General features: G+C 69.4%; 18 protein-coding genes and 1 tRNA gene. All 19 read right to left on the reverse strand.

Annotated features, from left to right (window positions below):
* Nucleotides 1-373, reverse strand: a 373-nt coding sequence (locus HZB86_07850) for a hypothetical protein (protein ID MBI5905450.1), incomplete at its 3' end; no start/stop codon positions are given.
* Nucleotides 373-1,524, reverse strand: a complete 1,152-nt coding sequence (locus tag HZB86_07855; GenBank protein ID MBI5905451.1) for a Nif3-like dinuclear metal center hexameric protein — start codon at nucleotides 1,522-1,524, stop codon at nucleotides 373-375. The genes HZB86_07850 and HZB86_07855, both read right to left, overlap by 1 nt.
* A 109-nt stretch (nucleotides 1,525-1,633) precedes the next feature.
* Nucleotides 1,634-1,710, reverse strand: a tRNA-Ile gene (locus HZB86_07860).
* Nucleotides 1,711-1,784: 74 nt separating this feature from the next.
* Nucleotides 1,785-3,575, reverse strand: a complete 1,791-nt coding sequence (gene rpoD, locus HZB86_07865) for an RNA polymerase sigma factor RpoD (protein MBI5905452.1) — start codon at nucleotides 3,573-3,575, stop codon at nucleotides 1,785-1,787.
* A gap of 15 nt (nucleotides 3,576-3,590) precedes the next feature.
* Nucleotides 3,591-5,312, reverse strand: a complete 1,722-nt coding sequence (locus tag HZB86_07870) for a DNA primase (protein MBI5905453.1) — start codon at nucleotides 5,310-5,312, stop codon at nucleotides 3,591-3,593.
* A gap of 146 nt (nucleotides 5,313-5,458) precedes the next feature.
* A complete protein-coding gene (locus HZB86_07875; protein MBI5905454.1) occupies nucleotides 5,459-5,929 on the reverse strand; it encodes a GatB/YqeY domain-containing protein in 471 nt (156 codons plus the stop codon).
* A gap of 2 nt (nucleotides 5,930-5,931) precedes the next feature.
* The gene (locus tag HZB86_07880; protein MBI5905455.1) at nucleotides 5,932-6,129 is read right to left on the reverse strand and encodes a 30S ribosomal protein S21; all 198 of its coding nucleotides are present in this window, start codon (nucleotides 6,127-6,129) and stop codon (nucleotides 5,932-5,934) included.
* Between the two features lie 93 nt (nucleotides 6,130-6,222).
* Nucleotides 6,223-6,567 (reverse strand): histidine triad nucleotide-binding protein, encoded by a 345-nt coding sequence (locus HZB86_07885; protein ID MBI5905456.1) that lies wholly within the window; start codon nucleotides 6,565-6,567, stop codon nucleotides 6,223-6,225.
* Nucleotides 6,564-6,914 (reverse strand): phosphoribosyl-AMP cyclohydrolase, encoded by a 351-nt coding sequence (hisI, locus tag HZB86_07890; GenBank protein MBI5905457.1) that lies wholly within the window; start codon nucleotides 6,912-6,914, stop codon nucleotides 6,564-6,566. Before hisI ends, HZB86_07885 begins: the two co-directional genes overlap by 4 nt.
* 43 nt (nucleotides 6,915-6,957) lie before the next feature.
* Nucleotides 6,958-7,731 (reverse strand): imidazole glycerol phosphate synthase subunit HisF, encoded by a 774-nt coding sequence (gene hisF / locus HZB86_07895; protein MBI5905458.1) that lies wholly within the window; start codon nucleotides 7,729-7,731, stop codon nucleotides 6,958-6,960.
* A 9-nt stretch (nucleotides 7,732-7,740) separates the two neighbouring features.
* Nucleotides 7,741-8,472 (reverse strand): 1-(5-phosphoribosyl)-5-[(5-phosphoribosylamino)methylideneamino]imidazole-4-carboxamide isomerase, encoded by a 732-nt coding sequence (gene hisA, locus HZB86_07900; protein ID MBI5905459.1) that lies wholly within the window; start codon nucleotides 8,470-8,472, stop codon nucleotides 7,741-7,743.
* A 13-nt stretch (nucleotides 8,473-8,485) separates the two neighbouring features.
* Entirely contained in the window at nucleotides 8,486-9,100 is a 615-nt protein-coding gene (gene hisH / locus HZB86_07905; GenBank protein ID MBI5905460.1) for an imidazole glycerol phosphate synthase subunit HisH, read from the reverse strand.
* 52 nt (nucleotides 9,101-9,152) lie between these two features.
* Nucleotides 9,153-9,743 (reverse strand): imidazoleglycerol-phosphate dehydratase HisB, encoded by a 591-nt coding sequence (gene hisB / locus HZB86_07910; protein ID MBI5905461.1) that lies wholly within the window; start codon nucleotides 9,741-9,743, stop codon nucleotides 9,153-9,155.
* Nucleotides 9,743-10,990, reverse strand: a complete 1,248-nt coding sequence (gene hisD, locus HZB86_07915; GenBank protein MBI5905462.1) for a histidinol dehydrogenase — start codon at nucleotides 10,988-10,990, stop codon at nucleotides 9,743-9,745. Before hisD ends, hisB begins: the two co-directional genes overlap by 1 nt.
* Nucleotides 10,991-11,044: 54 nt before the next feature.
* A complete protein-coding gene (gene murA, locus HZB86_07920; protein MBI5905463.1) occupies nucleotides 11,045-12,316 on the reverse strand; it encodes a UDP-N-acetylglucosamine 1-carboxyvinyltransferase in 1,272 nt (423 codons plus the stop codon).
* A gap of 14 nt (nucleotides 12,317-12,330) precedes the next feature.
* Nucleotides 12,331-13,176 carry a peptide chain release factor N(5)-glutamine methyltransferase gene (gene prmC, locus HZB86_07925; GenBank protein ID MBI5905464.1) on the reverse strand — a complete coding sequence of 282 codons (846 nt, stop codon included), beginning with the start codon at nucleotides 13,174-13,176 and terminating at the stop codon, nucleotides 12,331-12,333.
* A 171-nt stretch (nucleotides 13,177-13,347) separates the two neighbouring features.
* Nucleotides 13,348-14,409 (reverse strand): peptide chain release factor 1, encoded by a 1,062-nt coding sequence (gene prfA, locus HZB86_07930; protein MBI5905465.1) that lies wholly within the window; start codon nucleotides 14,407-14,409, stop codon nucleotides 13,348-13,350.
* Nucleotides 14,399-15,274, reverse strand: coding sequence for a DUF1385 domain-containing protein (locus HZB86_07935; GenBank protein ID MBI5905466.1), 876 nt, complete (start codon nucleotides 15,272-15,274; stop codon nucleotides 14,399-14,401). The genes prfA and HZB86_07935 overlap by 11 nt, the downstream gene beginning before the upstream one ends.
* Before the next feature lie 56 nt (nucleotides 15,275-15,330).
* The coding region (gene thyX, locus HZB86_07940) for an FAD-dependent thymidylate synthase (GenBank protein MBI5905467.1) at nucleotides 15,331-15,754 on the reverse strand (424 nt) is incomplete at its 5' end.

A 15,754-nucleotide genomic window follows, 5' to 3' on the forward strand; every position in this document is an offset into this window, starting at 1 on the left:
CCCGCCGCTTCTCGGCCTCCTCGTACCGGGAGAGCAGCGCCAGCAGCTCCTCCTCGCGGGCGGCGTTGGTGCGGCGCGTCCCCTCGATCTCCTTGAGCATCGCGTAATATTCCTTGTTCGTCTTGATCGACATGAGCTTGGCCTTGGCCCGTTCGACCTTGTCCCGCTCCTCCTCGATCTCCCGCTCCTTGTCCCGCCGCTGCGTGCGCAGGGTCTCGTACTCCTGGTCCGCCGCGAGGAACTTCGCCTCCCGCTCCTCGAAGAGGCTCTTCAGGTCCGCCACCTCGAGCGGGATCCGCTGTTTCTCCTCCTCGAGCCGACGCGCCTGGCTCATCACCTCCTGCAGGTCGATCAACGACTTCACCTGGTCCATCAAGGCCGCATCCCTCCCCCTGGGACCCCCGCGGAAACATGCCGCAGGGGCTCTTCCTCCATGATGACGCGGGTCGACAGGACCCCGCGGAACCGCTCGTTCACGACTCTCCGGAACTCCGGAAGGATCCACCGCTCGCCCGAGGCGTGCCCGATGTCCGCGACCGGCATGTCCCCCGCCGCCGCCTCCAGCGCCTGGTGGTACTTCACGTCGCCGGTGACGAAGAGGTCCGCGCCGGCCTCCCGCGCGGAGCCGTAGAACTCCGCACCGCTCCCCCCCACGATCGCGACGCGACGGACCGTTTTCCTGCGGGGACCGGCCGCCTTGATCCACGACGGACGCAGCGTCCGCCGCACCTCCTCGAGGACCGCGCCGAGGGTCGTCGCGGCGCGCAGCTCTCCGACGGCGCCCACGCCGCCGCCCAGCGCCCCTCCGCGCAGCGGCACGACGTCGATCGCCGGCTCCTCGTACGGATGGGCCGCCCGGATCGCCCGCAACACGGACGGAACGAGGGTTCCCGCCGCCACGGTCTCCAGGCGCACCTCCTCGACGCGTTCCTCGCGGCCGGAGGCGCCGACGAACGGATCGGTCCCGATCCCGCCGAGGAACGTCCCCGTTCCGGGGGTCCGGAAGGAGCAGAGCGAGTACCCGCCGATCCGCCCCGCTCCCGCTCCGGCGGCGGCGGCGAGGATGGAGTCCGCGTGCGCGGCGGGAACGAACACGACGACCTTGCAGGCGTCCGATGCCGGCTCCCCCGGAATCAGGGGACGGATCCCGCCAAGCCCCAGCCGGCGCGCCATCGCGTGCGACACCCCGCGGGGGGCGACGTCGGCGTTCGTGTGCGCGCAGATCGCCGCCGTGCCCATTCGCGCCAGCGCGTACGCGGCGGACGACGCGGAACGGTCCGGGCGGAACGACGAAAGCGCGGTGAACACGACGGGGTGATGGGTGACGAGCAGGTCGGTCGGCGAATCCTTCAGGGCGGAGAGGACTTTCGGCGTGGCGTCGAGGGCGAACAGGACCGACCGGACGGGGGCGCCCGGGTCCCCGACGAGGATCCCGACGTTGTCCCAATCGGCCTTGTGGGCAAAGGGAAAATGGTCGTCGAGCGCCCGCCACACGTCCATCACGGTGACGGAGGCGCGCTTCACGCTCCCGCCGCCCCGCCCGGCAACAACGCAACGGCGTACGCCGCGACCCCGGCGACGGTTCCTTCCGGCCCTACTGGCAGCAAGCGCATGGCGGTTTCTTCATCGTCAATGGTGGGCCCACCTGGCCTCGAACCAGGGACCGACCGGTTATGAGCCGGTGGCTCTGACCAACTGAGCTATGGGCCCGAACCTCTGAATTCAAGGGCAATTGCTGATTATGAGTCCCCATCGGCCGTGGTGTCAATGTGCCGGCGCCGCCCCTATTCGAGGAACGTCCGCAGCCGCTTGCTCCGGCTCGGGTGGCGCAGCTTCCGCAGCGCCTTCGCCTCGATCTGCCGGATCCGCTCCCGGGTGACCTCGAAGTCCTGGCCCACCTCCTCGAGGGTGTGGTCGGACTTCTCTCCGATTCCGAACCGCATCCGGAGGACCCTCTCCTCCCTCGGGGTCAGGCTGCCGAGCACCTTGTCCACCTGCTCCGACAGGTCGAGGTTGATCACGGAGTCCACCGGGGACGCGGTGTTCTTGTCCTCGATGAAGTCGCCCAGGTGGCTGTCCTCCTCCTCCCCGATCGGGGTCTCGAGGGAGATCGGCTCCTTGGCGATCTTCAGCACCTTCCGGACCTTCTCGAGCGGGATGTCCATCCGCTCCGCGATCTCCTCGGGCGCCGGCTCCCGGCCGAGCTCCTGCACCAGGTAGCGCGAGGTCCGGATCAGCTTGTTGATCGTCTCGATCATGTGGACCGGGATCCGGATGGTCCGCGCCTGGTCGGCGATCGCCCGCGTGATCGCCTGCCGGATCCACCACGTCGCGTAGGTGGAGAACTTGTACCCCCGGCGGTACTCGAACTTGTCGACCGCCTTCATGAGGCCGATGTTCCCCTCCTGGATGAGGTCCAGGAACTGCAGGCCGCGGTTGGTGTACTTCTTGGCGATCGAGACCACCAGCCGAAGGTTCGCCTCGACCAGCTCCCGCTTGGCTTCGCGGACCTTCCGCTCCCCGCGCTCGATCGCGGCCAGCGTGACCTTGATCTCCGCGGCCGACAATCCCGCCTCCCGCTCCACCTTCCGGATCGTGGCGCGGGACTCCCGGAGCGCCTCCTCGATCGCAACGAGCTTCTCCTTCTTCACGTGGTGCTTCGACGCGGCCTTCGCCAGCCCGTCCTTCTTCTCCTTGATCTCCCGGAAGAGCCGGGAGAGCTCCTTCTCCGGCAGCTTCACCTTTTCGCAGCACTCCCGGATCCGGGTCTCCGCGGCCTCGACCAGGTCCGCGTACCGGCGGATCTTGTCGCCGATGACCTCGATCTGCCGCTCCTTGAGGTGGATCTCCTGGATCGACTCGACCACGCGCTCGTTCAGGGAGGCGACCTTGGACTTCAAGGGCTGCCGCTCCTTCTCCTTCACGCCCCCCTTGCGCAGCCGCGCCTCGATCTCGGCCGCGGACTGGTGCGTGCGGCGGACCCGCTGGATGATCCGCAGCACCTTGTCGAGCGCCGCCTTCTCCTCCTCCTCGGTGGAATCCTCGTCGAGGTCCTTGATGACGTCCCGGACCTGCATCTCCCCGGCCTTCAGCTTGTCGCCGACCTTGAACAGCTCGTCGAGGGCGATGGAGCAGCTCTTGACCGACGAGACGATCTCCCGCTCCCCGTCCTCGATCCGCTTGGCGAGGCTGACCTCCCCTTCCCGGTTCAGCAGCGGGATCGCCCCCATCTCCTTCAGGTAGAGGCGGACCGGATCGTTTCCCTTGATCCCCCCGGGATACTCGAACTCCTCCTCCTCGACCGCCGGCTCCTCCTCGACCGCCGCCTCCTCCTCCTCCTCGGTCGCCTCCTCGCCGATCAGGAGGTTCGCTCCGCCGGGGATCGGGACCTTCTGGAAGTCGTCCACCACCTCGATGGCGTTCTCCCCGAAGATCTCCATGACGTCGTCGATCTGGTCCCCGGTGAGGATGTCCGGCGGGAGGACGCTGTTCAGCTCGTCGTAGGTGACGTACCCCTGCGCGCGGCCCTTCTCCACCAGCCCATCGATGCCGTCGGGATGCTTCCGCCTCGCCATCTTCACCTCACCTCGTCACCGGGATCTGCGTTCCGATTCCAACCGCTCTTTTTCCATCTTCGCGGCCAGCACGCGCGAAAAAAGGGGGGCCCTCTCGTCCTCGTCCGCCGCGGCCCGCATCCGTTCCTGGAGATCGTCGATCTCCCGCTGGGCCTGCCGGATCCGCAGCTCCCTCAGCGCGCCCGGGTATCGCCTCCGCGCCTCCTCCGGCGAAACGTCCGACCGGACGATCTCGGCGGAGAGGCGGCTCCGGACCCCTTCGGGAAGCGTCTCCGACAGCAGGGCCGCCGCGTCCGCGGACGGGGCGCGCTCCGCGAGGGACGCCAGCCGGAAGACCGCTTCCCTCGCGTCCTCCCCCGACAGCATCGGCGCCACGCCGTCCCGCACGGCCGCGACCGCGAGGGTCGGGTCCGCCGCCAGGAGCTGCAGCAGGCGGCTCTCCTCCGGGAGGGGGTCCTTCGCGGCCGCCGGGGCGTCTCCCGCCGGGGGCGCGCCCGCCCCCGGCTCCCCGACCTGCCGTCGGATCGTCTCCACCGGGAGCCCGGCCGTCGCGGCGACCCGCTGCGCGTAGAGTTCCCGTTCCGCGGGTTCCCCGATCCAGCGAAGATACTTTTCCATCAACCGCACGTACGACAGTTTTCCGGATATCGTCCCCAGGTCGTATTTCCGGGAAGCTCCCCGCTCGATGTACTCCATCAGCGGCACCGCGCCCGCGATCCGCCGGGCGATCTCCTCCATGGGAGTCACCTTCGCCCAGTCGTCGGGATCCATCCCCTTCGGGGGGAAAAGGACCTTCGGGCTCACGCCGGCCGCGTACAAGGGGCCTCCCGACCGCACGGTGGCCATCTTCCCCGCCACGTCCCCGTCGTAGAACAGGATGACGTTCCCCGACAATCGTTTCAGGGTCCTGGCGTGGGATTCCGTGAGGGCGGTCCCGCACGTCGCCACGACGCTCCGGATTCCCTTCTGCCACAGGCCGATCAGGTCCATGTATCCTTCGACCACCACCACCCTCCCTTCGTTCCGGATGGAGGGAAGCGCCTGGTGGAGGCCGTAGAGGAGCGAACTTTTCCGGTAGAGCTCCGACTCGGGGGAGTTCAGGTACTTCGGAACGGCGTCGTCGACCGCGCGCCCCCCGAAGCCGCACACGCGCCCGCGGGCGTCGGCGATGGGAAAGAGCAGCCTCCCGCGGAACCGTTCGCGGAAACCGCCGCCGGAAGACAGGAGCAGTCCCGCCGCCTCCGCGCGCGCGGGATCGATCCCGCCCCGTTTCATCGCGGCCTGCAGCTCCCCGCCGTGCCCGGCCCAACCCAGCGAGAATTCCTGTTCCGCCTCGGGGGTGACGCCGCGGCGACGGAGAAAATCCCGACCGGGCTTCCCCGCGGGGGCGCGAAGCATCTCCCGGTACGTCTCGGAAGCCAGCCGCAGGATCGCAAACAGGTCTTCCCTGGGTTTGATCCCCGGCGCCCCGCCTTCGTACCGGACCGCGACGCCGTACCGTTCCGCAAGCTCCTCGACCGAGTCCGCGAAGGACAGGTTGCGCGCCTTCATCAGGAAGTGGAAGACCGATCCCCCTTCCCCGCAGCCGAAGCATTTGAACGCCTGCCGGGTGGGGTGGACGAAGAACGACGGCGTCTTCTCCCGGTGGAACGGGCAGAGTCCCCGGAAGTTCGCTCCGGCCCGGGTGAGGGGTACCGTCTCGGAGACGATCTCCACGATGTCCGCCCGGTCCCGCACTTCCCGGATCGTGCTTTCGGAAATGCGTCCTCCCAAGGGCCTCCTCGAGGGGGCGGCCGGCACGGCGCCCCCGTACGCCCCGATGACGAGGGGCGAAAAAAAACCCGGGCGACGGCGTCGCCGGGACTGATCCCCGTACGTTCGTCCTATCCGGCCAGGAGGCGCCGGACCGTTTCGCTGACCGCTTTGCCGTCCGCCCGCCCGGCGACCTTCGGCATGAGCGTCTTCATGACGCGCCCCATGTCGGAGGGACCCTTGGCCCCCGCCTCGGCGATCGCCTCGCGCACCAGCGCCTCGACCTCGGCCTGCGGGAGCGCCTTCGGAAGGTACCGCTCGAGGACGGCGATCTCCGCCTCCTCGTTCGCGGCCAGCTCCGGCCGGTTTCCCTTCAGAAACAGGTCGATCGACTCGCGCCGCTGCTTGACCATGGTGGCGATCACCTTGAGGACCGCCTCTTCGGGAAGCTCCGCCCCCGGCGCGAGCTCCTTTCGGGTGACCGCGTCGATCTCCCGGTTCTTCAGCGCGGCGACGGCCATCCGCAAAGCAGAAAGGGCCAAGGAGTCCCGCTCCTTGGCCGCCTTCTGCATGTCCGCCCGTATCTGTTCCTTGATTCCCAACTCTACCTGCTCATCTTCTTCATTTTCTTCAAGGCCCGCTTCCTGGCCGCCAGCGTCTTCTTCTTCCGCTTGACGCTGGGCTTCTCGTAATGCTCGCGCTTGCGGATCTCCGACAGGATCCCGGCCTTCTCGCACTGTTTCTTGAACCGCTTTAATACGCTCTCGAAGGGCTCCTCTTCCTTCACGCGGACGCCCGGCATGGTTGGATCACCCCTTCCCTTGCCTGATAAAAGCCGAAAATTATTGTATCTTACGCTTTTTTCCGGTTTCGTCAACAGAAACCGGGAGGGGGATCACCCGATCTTGCCGAGGGGACGGCCCCCGAGCAGGTGAAGGTGGAGGTGCGGGACGACCTGGCCCCCCTGCTCCCCGTTGTTGATCACCACCCGGTACCCGGTCTCGGCGACTCCCTTCTCGTCGGCGATCTTCGCCGCGAGGCGCATCGCCCTCCCCAGGACGGCGGCGTCCGTCTTTCCGACGTCGTTCAGGTTCAGCATGTGCTCCTTGGGGACGATCAGCACGTGCACGGGCGCGATCGGGTGGATGTCGGCGAAGGCGATCAGGTCGTGGTCCTCGTACAACGGCTGCGTCGGCACCTCTTTCCTCGCGATCTTGCAGAAAATGCATTCCTCGCTCATGCGCTCTTCTCCCCTCGCCGGTATGCGCTTCTGTAGAAACAGCTCCGTTCCCCCGTGTGGCAGGCGGGGCCCTTCTGTCGAACGCGGTACAGGATCGTGTCGACGTCGCAGTCGTAGAGGACCTCCTCCACGTCCTGGAAGTGCCCCGACGTCTCCCCCTTCACCCAGAGCGATTTCCTCGAACGGCTCCAGTACGTCGCGTGACCCGAGGAGAACGTGTTCCGGATCGCCTCCGCGTTCGCCCACGCGACCATCAGCACCGCGTTGTCCGTGACGTCCTGGGTCACGACGGGGACCAATCCCCGGTCGTCGAACTTGACCAGCCCGACCAGCTCGTCTGCAGTCATCGAATCCCCTCAGGAATGTACCCCGTCAAGAATGTCCCCCTCGTCACGTCACCGCGGGGCGCACCGGCACCCCGTGGCGCCGCAGGTACTCCCTGGCCTCCTGGACCGTGTGCTCCGCGTAATGGAAGATGGAGGCGGCCAGCACCGCGTCCGCCCCACCTTCCGTCAACCCCTCCAGCAGGTGCGCCAGCGTCCCCACGCCCCCGGAAGCGATCACCGGGATCCCCACGGCGTCCGCGATGGCGCGCGTCAGCGGGATGTCGTACCCGTCCCGCGTGCCGTCGCGGTCCATGCTGGTCAGCAGGATCTCGCCGGCGCCGCACTCCTCCATCCGGCGGGCCCATGGAACCGCGGGCAGCCCGGTGGGGCGCCGGCCGCCGTGGGTGTAGACCTCCCACTCCCCGGCCCGCCCGGGAACCGCCCGGGCGTCGATCGCCACGACGGTGCACTGGCTGCCGAACCGCTCGGCCGCGCGCCGGACGAAATCGGGGTCGGACACCGCGGCGGTGTTGATCGACACCTTGTCGGCCCCGGCCAGCAGGAGCGCCCGCACGTCGTCGAGCGTCCGAACCCCTCCGCCGACCGTGAGGGGCATGAACACCTGCTCCGCCGTCTTCCGGACCACGTCGATCAGGATGTCCCGCTTCTCGTGCGACGCCGTGATGTCGAGGAAGACGAGCTCGTCGGCCTCCTCGCGGTCGTAGCGCGCCGCGATCTCCACGGGGTCCCCGGCGTCCCGAAGCTCGAGGAACCGGACCCCCTTCACGACCCGCCCCCCCTTCACGTCGAGGCAGGGGATGATCCGCTTGGCGAGCATCCGCCGGACCTACTCCCGCCCGGCTTTCAGCGCCTCGGCCAGGTCGATCGAACCGTCGTAGAGGGCTCGTCCGATGATCGCGCCGGCCACCCCCTCGCCCTCCATCGACTTCAGCCTGCGGACGTCGTCCAGGGTCGTGACGCCCCCCGACGCGATCACGGGGGTGGACACCCCCCTCGCGAAGTCGCGGATCGCGTCGAAATTCGGTCCCACCATCATCCCGTCGCGGGCGATATCGGTGTAGATGAAGCAGGAGACGCCGCCCTTCTCGATCTGCCGGGCCAGTTCGACGGCGATGACGCCGGTCGCCTCCACCCACCCGCGGATCGCCACGCGGCCGTCGCGGGCGTCGATCCCGGCGGCCACCTTCCCCGGATACGCCCGGGTGATCCGGGTGACCTCCTCCGGGTCGCGGACGATCGAGGTGCCGAGGATGACCTTCGAGACGCCGGCGGCGAAGTACCGGGACGCCGTCTCGTAGTTCCGCACCCCGCCCCCGACCTGGACCTCGGCGTCGACGGAGGAGGCGATGCGGCAGATGATGTCGGCGTTGGCCGGTTTCCCGAGGAACGCGCCGTCCAGGTCGACCACGTGGAGGAACGACGCTCCCGCCTCGACGAAGCGCCTCGCCACGTCGAGCGGGGAATCCGAGAAGACGGTGGCGTCCTCGGCGCGCCCCTGGCGCAGCCGGACCGCCTTCCCCTTCTGTATGTCGATCGCCGGTATCGTCAGGAACGGCATCGGGATTCCCTCTTCAAGCCGCCTGGGCGCAGAGGCGCCCGAAGTTCCCCAGCAGGCGCAGTCCGGCCGCCTGGCTCTTCTCGGGGTGGAACTGCACGGCGATGCGGTTTCCGCGCGCGACAGCGGCGGTAAACGGCACGCCGTACGTCGTCCGGCACGCCGTGTCGGCGGGATCCCCCGGCGCGGCGTAGAAGGAGTGGACGAAGTAGAAGTACGTTCCCGACGGGATCCCCCGCAGAACGGGGTGGTCCACCAGGATCTCCACCCCGTTCCACCCCATGTGCGGCACCTTCAGCGTCCGCCCCCCCGGCGCCCGCATGTCGGCGGGAAACCGTACCACCTTTCCGGGAAAGAAGCCGATCCCCTCGTGCCTCCCGAACTCCTCGCTCTCCGAAAAGAGCAGCTGCATCCCCACGCAGATCCCCAGGAACGGCTTTCCCCCGGCCAGGTACTCCCGCAGGAACGGCAGCAGCCCCTGCCGGGCCACGTTCCCGATGCAGTCGCGGAACGCCCCCACGCCGGGGAAGACGATCCCCCGGCAGCGGGAGAGCTCGGACGCGTCGCCGCTGACCGTGGTCCGGAAACCGAGCGACTCCAGCGCCTTGCTGACGCTGCGCAGGTTCCCCATGCCGTAATCCACCACGCCGATCGCGCCGTTCGGAGGAGCGAAGCTCACGCGGTCACCCCAGGACGCCCTTGGTCGATGGGACCCCCTTGACGCGCGGGTCCAGCCGGACCGCGGCGGACATGGCGCGCCCGAGCGCCTTGAACACGGCCTCCACCGTGTGGTGCGCGTTCGACCCGTACTGTATGTTCACGTGGAGGCAGACGCCGGAGGACTGGGCGAACGCCCGCAGGAACTCCTCCACGAGCTCCACGTCGAACTTCCCGACCTTCTCGTTCCCGAGCGGGGACCGGTAGACCAGGTGCGGCCTCGCCGAGACGTCGACCGTCACCGCGGCCAGCGCCTCGATCATCGGGACCACGGCGTGGCCGTACCGCGTGATCCCCTTCATCTCCCCCAGCGCTTTGCGGAACGCCTCCCCGAGGCAGATCCCGACGTCCTCCACCAGGTGGTGGTAGTCGACCTCGATGTCCCCCTTCGCGACGATCGTCAGGTCGAACAGCCCGTGCCGGAGGAACAGGGTGAGCATGTGGTCGAGGAACGGGACCCCCGTCTCCACCTTGCCCGTGCCGTCCCCCTCGAGCCGGAGGGAGAGCTTGACGTTCGTCTCCTTGGTCTTCCGGTCGACCTGTCCTTCCCTCGCCATCACCGCCCCCTCCTCGTGCGCGCCAGCACCGCCGCCGCATGCGCGGCAAGCCCCTCCTTCCGCGCCAGGCGCACCACGTGCGGAGCGTCCGTGCGGAGCGCGGAAAACTCGTATGATACCACGTTGGTTTTCTTGAGGAAATCGGCAACCCCGAGGGGGGACGCGAAACGCGCGGCTCCCCCGGTCGGCAAGGTGTGGTTGATCCCCGCGATGTAGTCGCCCACCGCGACGGGGCTATCGGGCCCGAGGAACGCGGTGCCGGCGTTGCGGATCCCCGCGAACGTCTCCCACGGGTCGCGCGTCGCCACGCTCAGGTGCTCCGGCGCCAGCCGGTTGACCGCGGCGACGCCCTCCTTCATCGACCGGACCAGGAAGCCGTCGGCGCGGGAGAGGGACGCATCGAGGATCCGTTTCCGGGGCAGCCGTCGCGCCTGGCGGGCGAGCTCCCGATCGACCTTCCGCGCAAGCTCCCGGGAGTCGGTGACCAGGGCGACGTAAGCGTCCTCGTCGTGCTCCGCCTGGGAGAGGAGGTCCGCCGCCACGTATGCGGCGTCCGCCGTCCGGTCGGCCAGCACCACCAGTTCGCTCGGCCCCGCCAGCATGTCGATCCCCACCGCGCCGAACACCTGGCGCTTGGCCTCGGTGACGTACGCGTTCCCCGGCCCCGCGACGACGTCCGCGCGGGGGATCGACTCCGTTCCGTACGCCAGCGCGGCGATCGCCTGCGCCCCGCCGATCCGGTAGACGGCGGAGACCCCGGCGATCCGGGCCGCCGCCAGGACGACGTCGGGGACCTTCCCGCCGGGGGCGGAGCACGCCGCCGCGACCGAAGGCACTCCCGCCACCCGCGCGGGAATCGCGTTCATCAGGAGCGTCGACGGGTACGCCGCCTTCCCGCCGGGGACGTAGATCCCCGCGCGGGAAACCGGGAGCACCCGCTGGCCGATGGCCGCGCCGGGGAGGGAGAGGCCGAAGCCGTCCTCCCGCTGCCGCCGGTGGAAATCCTCGATCCGTGCCGCCGAGAGCGAAAGCGACCGACGCAGCGACGCGGGGACCCGGCGCCACGCGGCGTCGATCTCCCGGCGGGAAACGAGGAAACCCTTCTTCCCCGGATCGAACCGGTCGAACGTCCGGGTGTACGAAGCCAGCGCGGCGTCCCCTTCCTTCCGGATCCTCGCGATCACCTCGGCCACCACCGCGGACACCTTCGCGGAGTCGGTCGCTCCCCGGCTCTCCGCGCGCGTCATCGCGGCGCGGTACGCGGCCGTCCCCGATCGGAACCAGAGCATCCGTGCCGCCTCCTACTCCTTCACCCGGGCGATGTCGGCGCCCAGGGAGGAGAGCTTGTTCTCCAGGGAGTCGTACCCCCGGTCGAGATGGTAGATCCGAAGCACCTCGGTGGTCCCCGAGGCGGCCAGCCCCGCCAGGACGAGGGACGCCGACGCCCGGAGGTCGGTCGCCATCAGCGGAGCCCCCGACAGCTTCGGGACTCCTTTCACCGCGGCGGTGTTCCCGGAGACGTCGATCCTCGCGCCCATGCGCCGGAGCTCCGCCACGTGCATGAACCGGTTTTCGAAGATGGTCTCCGACACGATGCTGAACCCGTCCCCCAGGCACATGTACGCCATGAACTGGGCCTGCACGTCCGTCGGGAAACCCGGGTACGGGGCGGTCTTGACGTTCACCGACCGGATCGGCCCCGCGCGCCGCACCCGCACGCCGCCCGGGACCGCATCGACTTCGGCGCCGCTCTCCTGGATCTTCTCCAGGACCGCGTCCATCGCCCCGGCGTCCGCCCCGGCGGCCGTCACGTCCCCGCCCGTGATCGCCCCCGCCAGGAGGATCGTGGCCGCCTCGATCCGGTCCGCCATCACCTCGTGCCGCGCCCCCCGGAGGGAACGGACCCCGCGGACCACGATCTCGTCGGTCCCCTCCCCCTCGATGTCGGCGCCCATCGCGCGCAGGAGCCGGGCGAGATCGGTCACCTCCGGCTCCCGGGCGGCGTTCTTGAGCACCGTCGTCCCCTCCGCGAGGGCGGCCGCCATCATCAGGTTCTCCGTCCCCGTCACGGTCTTCAGGTCGAAGTAGACCGGGGCCCCGACGAGGCGGTCGGCCGACGCCTCGATGTACCCCTCCGACAGCGTGGTCTTCGCCCCCAGCAGCTCGAGCCCTTTCAGGTGCTGGTCGATGGGGCGCGGGCCGATCGCGCACCCTCCGGGCAGGGAGATGCGCGCCCGGCCGTACCGCGCCAGGAGCGGGCCCAGCACCAGGACGGACGCCCGCATCGTCTTGACGAGATCGTACGGAGCCTCGGCGTCGCCCGGCTCCCCGGACGTGATCCGCAGGACCGGTACGCCGCCCGGCTCCGCCCCGTCGTGCGCGACCTTCGCGCCGAGGATCCCCAGGAGCTTTCCGAAGGTGGAGATGTCCCGGAGGCGGGGCGCGCCGACGATTTCGACCGGGCCGTCCGCGAGGAGCGATGCCGCCATCGCCGGGAGCACCGCGTTTTTCGCGCCGGAAACCCGGCAAGACCCCGAAAGCGGCCTCCCTCCCTTGATGACGAAGATATCCAGTGTCCGCTCCCCCCTTACGGCATGGCCCAGCCGGAATACCGGTCGCGTCCCGCCAGGTCCCGGAACACGCCGATCGGTCGAAGGGGCCCCGACGGAAGCCTGGCCGCCGCCTCGCCCTGCCCCGCCCCGATCTCGCACCAGAGCTCCCCGCCGGGGCGGAGCAATCCGCCCGCGCCGGCGGCCAGCATCCGCAGGGCCGACAGGCCGTCCGGCCCCGCCAACAGAGCGCCCGGAGGTTCGTGGTCCCGGACCTCGGGCGGCAGGGAATCCCATTCCCCTTCCGACACATACGGCGGATTGGAGACCACTACATCAAAACGCCCCCCGCATTTCAAGGCGGAAAGCATGTCGCAGCGGACGAATGCGATCCGTCCCGCGACGCCGTGCCCTTCGGCGTTCCCGCGCGCCGCCCGAAGCGCCCCGATCGAAACGTCGGTGGCGACCACGCGGACCGACGGCGCTTCGGCGGCAAGGGTCACCGCGATCGCTCCGCACCCGGTGCCCACGTCGAGGGCGTAAACCGCTCCCGCGCCGCGCCGCCGCAGCGCGGCCAGCGCGCGGTCCACCAGCCCCTCGGTCTCCGGTCGGGGGATCAGGGTGTCGCGGGTGAGGAGGAACTCCCTGCCGTGGAAATCCCACGCGCCGAGTATGTACTGGAGCGGTTCCCCGGCCGCGCGCCGCGCGATCATCCCGCGCGCCCGAAGGGATGCGTCTCCCGTCTCCTCCTCCATCGAAAGGAAGAGGCGGCCGCGCGGGATCCCGGCGGAAGCGGACGCGATGATCTCCGCCTCGCCGGGAGCGGCGCGGGGGATGGACGCCATCTCCCGCCGGCACAGGCGGAGCAGCTCGGAGAGGCGCATCCCGGCCCAGTGTTTCAGTTCACGGATACGGCATGCACCGAGAGCGTCGATGCGCCGCTCCGGCAAGGCGCGCGACTGAGGCGTACTTGAAAGTACGCCGCAAGGAGCGCAACGCAGCCGGGGCGGATGCAGCGGCGGTCGAATGCTGCCGTATCCGTGAATTGAAGCACTTTATTTCCGGAGCGCTTCGACCTGGTATCGGGTCGTGAGGGCGTCGATGAACGGGTCGAACGCGCCCGACAGGACGGAGGAGAGCTGGTGCACGGTGAGCCCGATCCGGTGGTCGGTCACCCGGTTCTGCGGGAAGTTGTAGGTGCGGATCCGCTCGCTGCGGTCCCCCGTCCCGACCTGGGAGCGGCGCAGGTCCGCGCGCTCGGCGTTCCGTTTCTCCATCTCGGCGTCGTAGAGCCGCGAACGCAGGATCTTCATCGCCTTCGACTTGTTCTTCAGCTGCGACTTCTCGTCCTGGCACTGGACGACCAGCCCCGTCGGGACATGGGTGATCCGGACCGCGGAATCGGTGGTGTTGACGCTCTGGCCGCCCGGGCCGGAGGAGCGGAACACGTCGATCCGAAGGTCGTCGGGGTGGATCTGCACGTCGTACTCCTCGGCCTCGGGCATGACCGCCACCGTCACCGTGGAGGTGTGGATCCGGCCCCCCGCCTCGGTCGCCGGCACCCGCTGCACCCGGTGGACGCCGCTTTCGAACTTGAGGCGGCTGTACGCCCCCCGCCCCTCGATCATCGCGATCACTTCCTTGGTCCCCCCCAGCCCCGTCTCGCTGCGGGAGAGAACCTCGACCTTCCAGCGCTTGCCGTCGGCGTACATCGAGTAGGCGCGGAACAGCTCCGTGGCGAAGAGGGACGCCTCCTCCCCCCCGGCCCCCGCCCGGATCTCGATCAGGATGTTCTTCTCGTCGTTGGGATCCTTCGGGATCAGGAGGAGGCGGATCTCCTCCCCGAGCCGTTCGATGTCGCCCGAGAGCCGCGCGATCTCCTCCCGGGCCATCGCCTTCATCTCGGGCTCGGTCTCCGAATCGAGCATCGCCCGGTTCTCCCCGAGCTCCCGTTCGGCCCTGACCAGACGGGCGTGCGCCTCCGCCAGCGGGCGCAGCTCGGCCAGCTCCCGGCCCACGCGCTGCATCTCCCGGGCGTTTCCCGTGACCGAAGGGTCCGACAGGAGCCGCTCGAGCTCCGGGACCTTCGCCGAAAGCGATTCGAGCTTATCCCGCAAGGGCCCCCTCCACCGCGGGATCCCCCGACACGCGGCGGAACGACGCGATCGCGACCTCGATCTGCGCCAGGTCCGGCTCGCGGGTGGTCAGCCGCTGCAGCCACAGGCCCGGCGCCACCAGGGCGCGGAACAGGGACGAATCCATCTTCCGCGCCGAAATCCGCAGCACCTCGTACGAGATCCCGGCGATCGCGGGGATGAGCGGGATCCGCAGGAGCGCCTTCACCGCCAGCGAGCTGTCCTTCGGTATGAAGGAGAAGACCAGGATGCTGATCACCATGACGAAGAGGAGGAAGCTGGTCCCGCACCGCGGGTGGAGGCGGGAGTGCCCCGCCACCGACTCCGGCGCAAGCTCCTCCTTCGCCTCGTACGCGCGGATGACCTTGTGCTCCGCCCCGTGGTACTGGAAGATCCGGCGGATGTCCTTCATCAGGGTGATCCCGCCGATGTAGAGGACGAAGACCAGCACCCGGATCGCGCCGTCGGCGAGGTTGAAGGCGAGGGACCCTTTCAGGGCGGGGATGCCGCCGGACAGCAGGTGCGTCGCGTAGAGGGGCAGGAGGAAGAAGAGGCCGATCGCGAGGACCAGCGCCGTCGCCATCGCGCCGGCCATGGCCCACCCGCCGCCCGATCCCGCTTCCGGGGACTTGTCGGGCCCGGCGTCGGCCATCGCCTCGTCGGCGGAATACTGGAGCGCCCGGTACCCGATGGCGAGCATCACCCCCATCGTCACCACGCCGCGCAGAAGCGGCACTTTCGCGATCCGCTTCCGGGCCGGGGACTCCGAAAGGGGAAAGTCGCGCACCCGGATCTCCCCGCTGGCCTTCCGTACCGCGACCGAGTACAGCAGGGGGCCCTTCATCATCACCCCCTCGATCACCGCCTGGCCGCCGAGGACGATCTCCTTGGGCTCCGCGGACGTCACGCCCCCGCCCCTTTCCCGAGGGCCGCGATCTCGCGGCGGACCTCCGCGGGCTTCCCGCACGACATCTTCCCTTCCGGGCACCGTCCGCGGACGCACCCCGGCCCGGCGCCGTCGAACAGGAGCGGCGCCTCGTTCTTCGCGATGGCGAGCATCCGGAGCGCCATCTCCCGGATCTCCCACTGCGCCCGGCGGCACGTCCGCAGGGCGAAGAAGTGGTGGAGCTCCCGGGCGTTCATCGTGATGAGGATCTTGGTCTCCGTGGCGTTGGGGAGGATGAAGCGCGCGTCCTCCGCCGGGATCCCCGCCTTCATCATCTTCCCGTAGAGCGCCGAGCAGGCGGCCACGTGCCGGTCGTACTCCTTGCGCATCGCGGGAGACGACGCCACCGTCGGCGGCGTCACGTACCCGAAATCGGCGGCG

The sequence above is a fragment of the Deltaproteobacteria bacterium genome (genome assembly GCA_016234845.1).
GTDB lineage: Bacteria > Desulfobacterota > Deferrimicrobia > Deferrimicrobiales > Deferrimicrobiaceae > JACRNP01.

What these genes read in the sequence shown, in the direction of transcription:
- HZB86_07885 (MBI5905456.1), bottom strand. Translation starts at nt 6,567, where the DNA reads ATGAGCGAGGAATGCATTTTCTGCAAGATCGCGAGGAAAGAGGTGCCG.
- hisH (MBI5905460.1), bottom strand. Translation starts at nt 9,100, where the DNA reads ATGGGGAACCTGCGCAGCGTCAGCAAGGCGCTGGAGTCGCTCGGTTTC.
- hisF (MBI5905458.1), bottom strand. Translation starts at nt 7,731, where the DNA reads ATGCTCGCCAAGCGGATCATCCCCTGCCTCGACGTGAAGGGGGGGCGG.
- prmC (MBI5905464.1), bottom strand. Translation starts at nt 13,176, where the DNA reads ATGCGCCTCTCCGAGCTGCTCCGCCTGTGCCGGCGGGAGATGGCGTCC.
- rpoD (MBI5905452.1), bottom strand. Translation starts at nt 3,575, where the DNA reads ATGGCGAGGCGGAAGCATCCCGACGGCATCGATGGGCTGGTGGAGAAG.
- hisA (MBI5905459.1), bottom strand. Translation starts at nt 8,472, where the DNA reads ATGCCGTTCCTGACGATACCGGCGATCGACATACAGAAGGGGAAGGCG.
- hisB (MBI5905461.1), bottom strand. Translation starts at nt 9,743, where the DNA reads ATGGCGAGGGAAGGACAGGTCGACCGGAAGACCAAGGAGACGAACGTC.
- HZB86_07880 (MBI5905455.1), bottom strand. Translation starts at nt 6,129, where the DNA reads ATGCCGGGCGTCCGCGTGAAGGAAGAGGAGCCCTTCGAGAGCGTATTA.
- hisI (MBI5905457.1), bottom strand. Translation starts at nt 6,914, where the DNA reads ATGACTGCAGACGAGCTGGTCGGGCTGGTCAAGTTCGACGACCGGGGA.
- hisD (MBI5905462.1), bottom strand. Translation starts at nt 10,990, where the DNA reads ATGACGCGCGCGGAGAGCCGGGGAGCGACCGACTCCGCGAAGGTGTCC.
- HZB86_07935 (MBI5905466.1), bottom strand. Translation starts at nt 15,274, where the DNA reads ATGATGAAGGGCCCCCTGCTGTACTCGGTCGCGGTACGGAAGGCCAGC.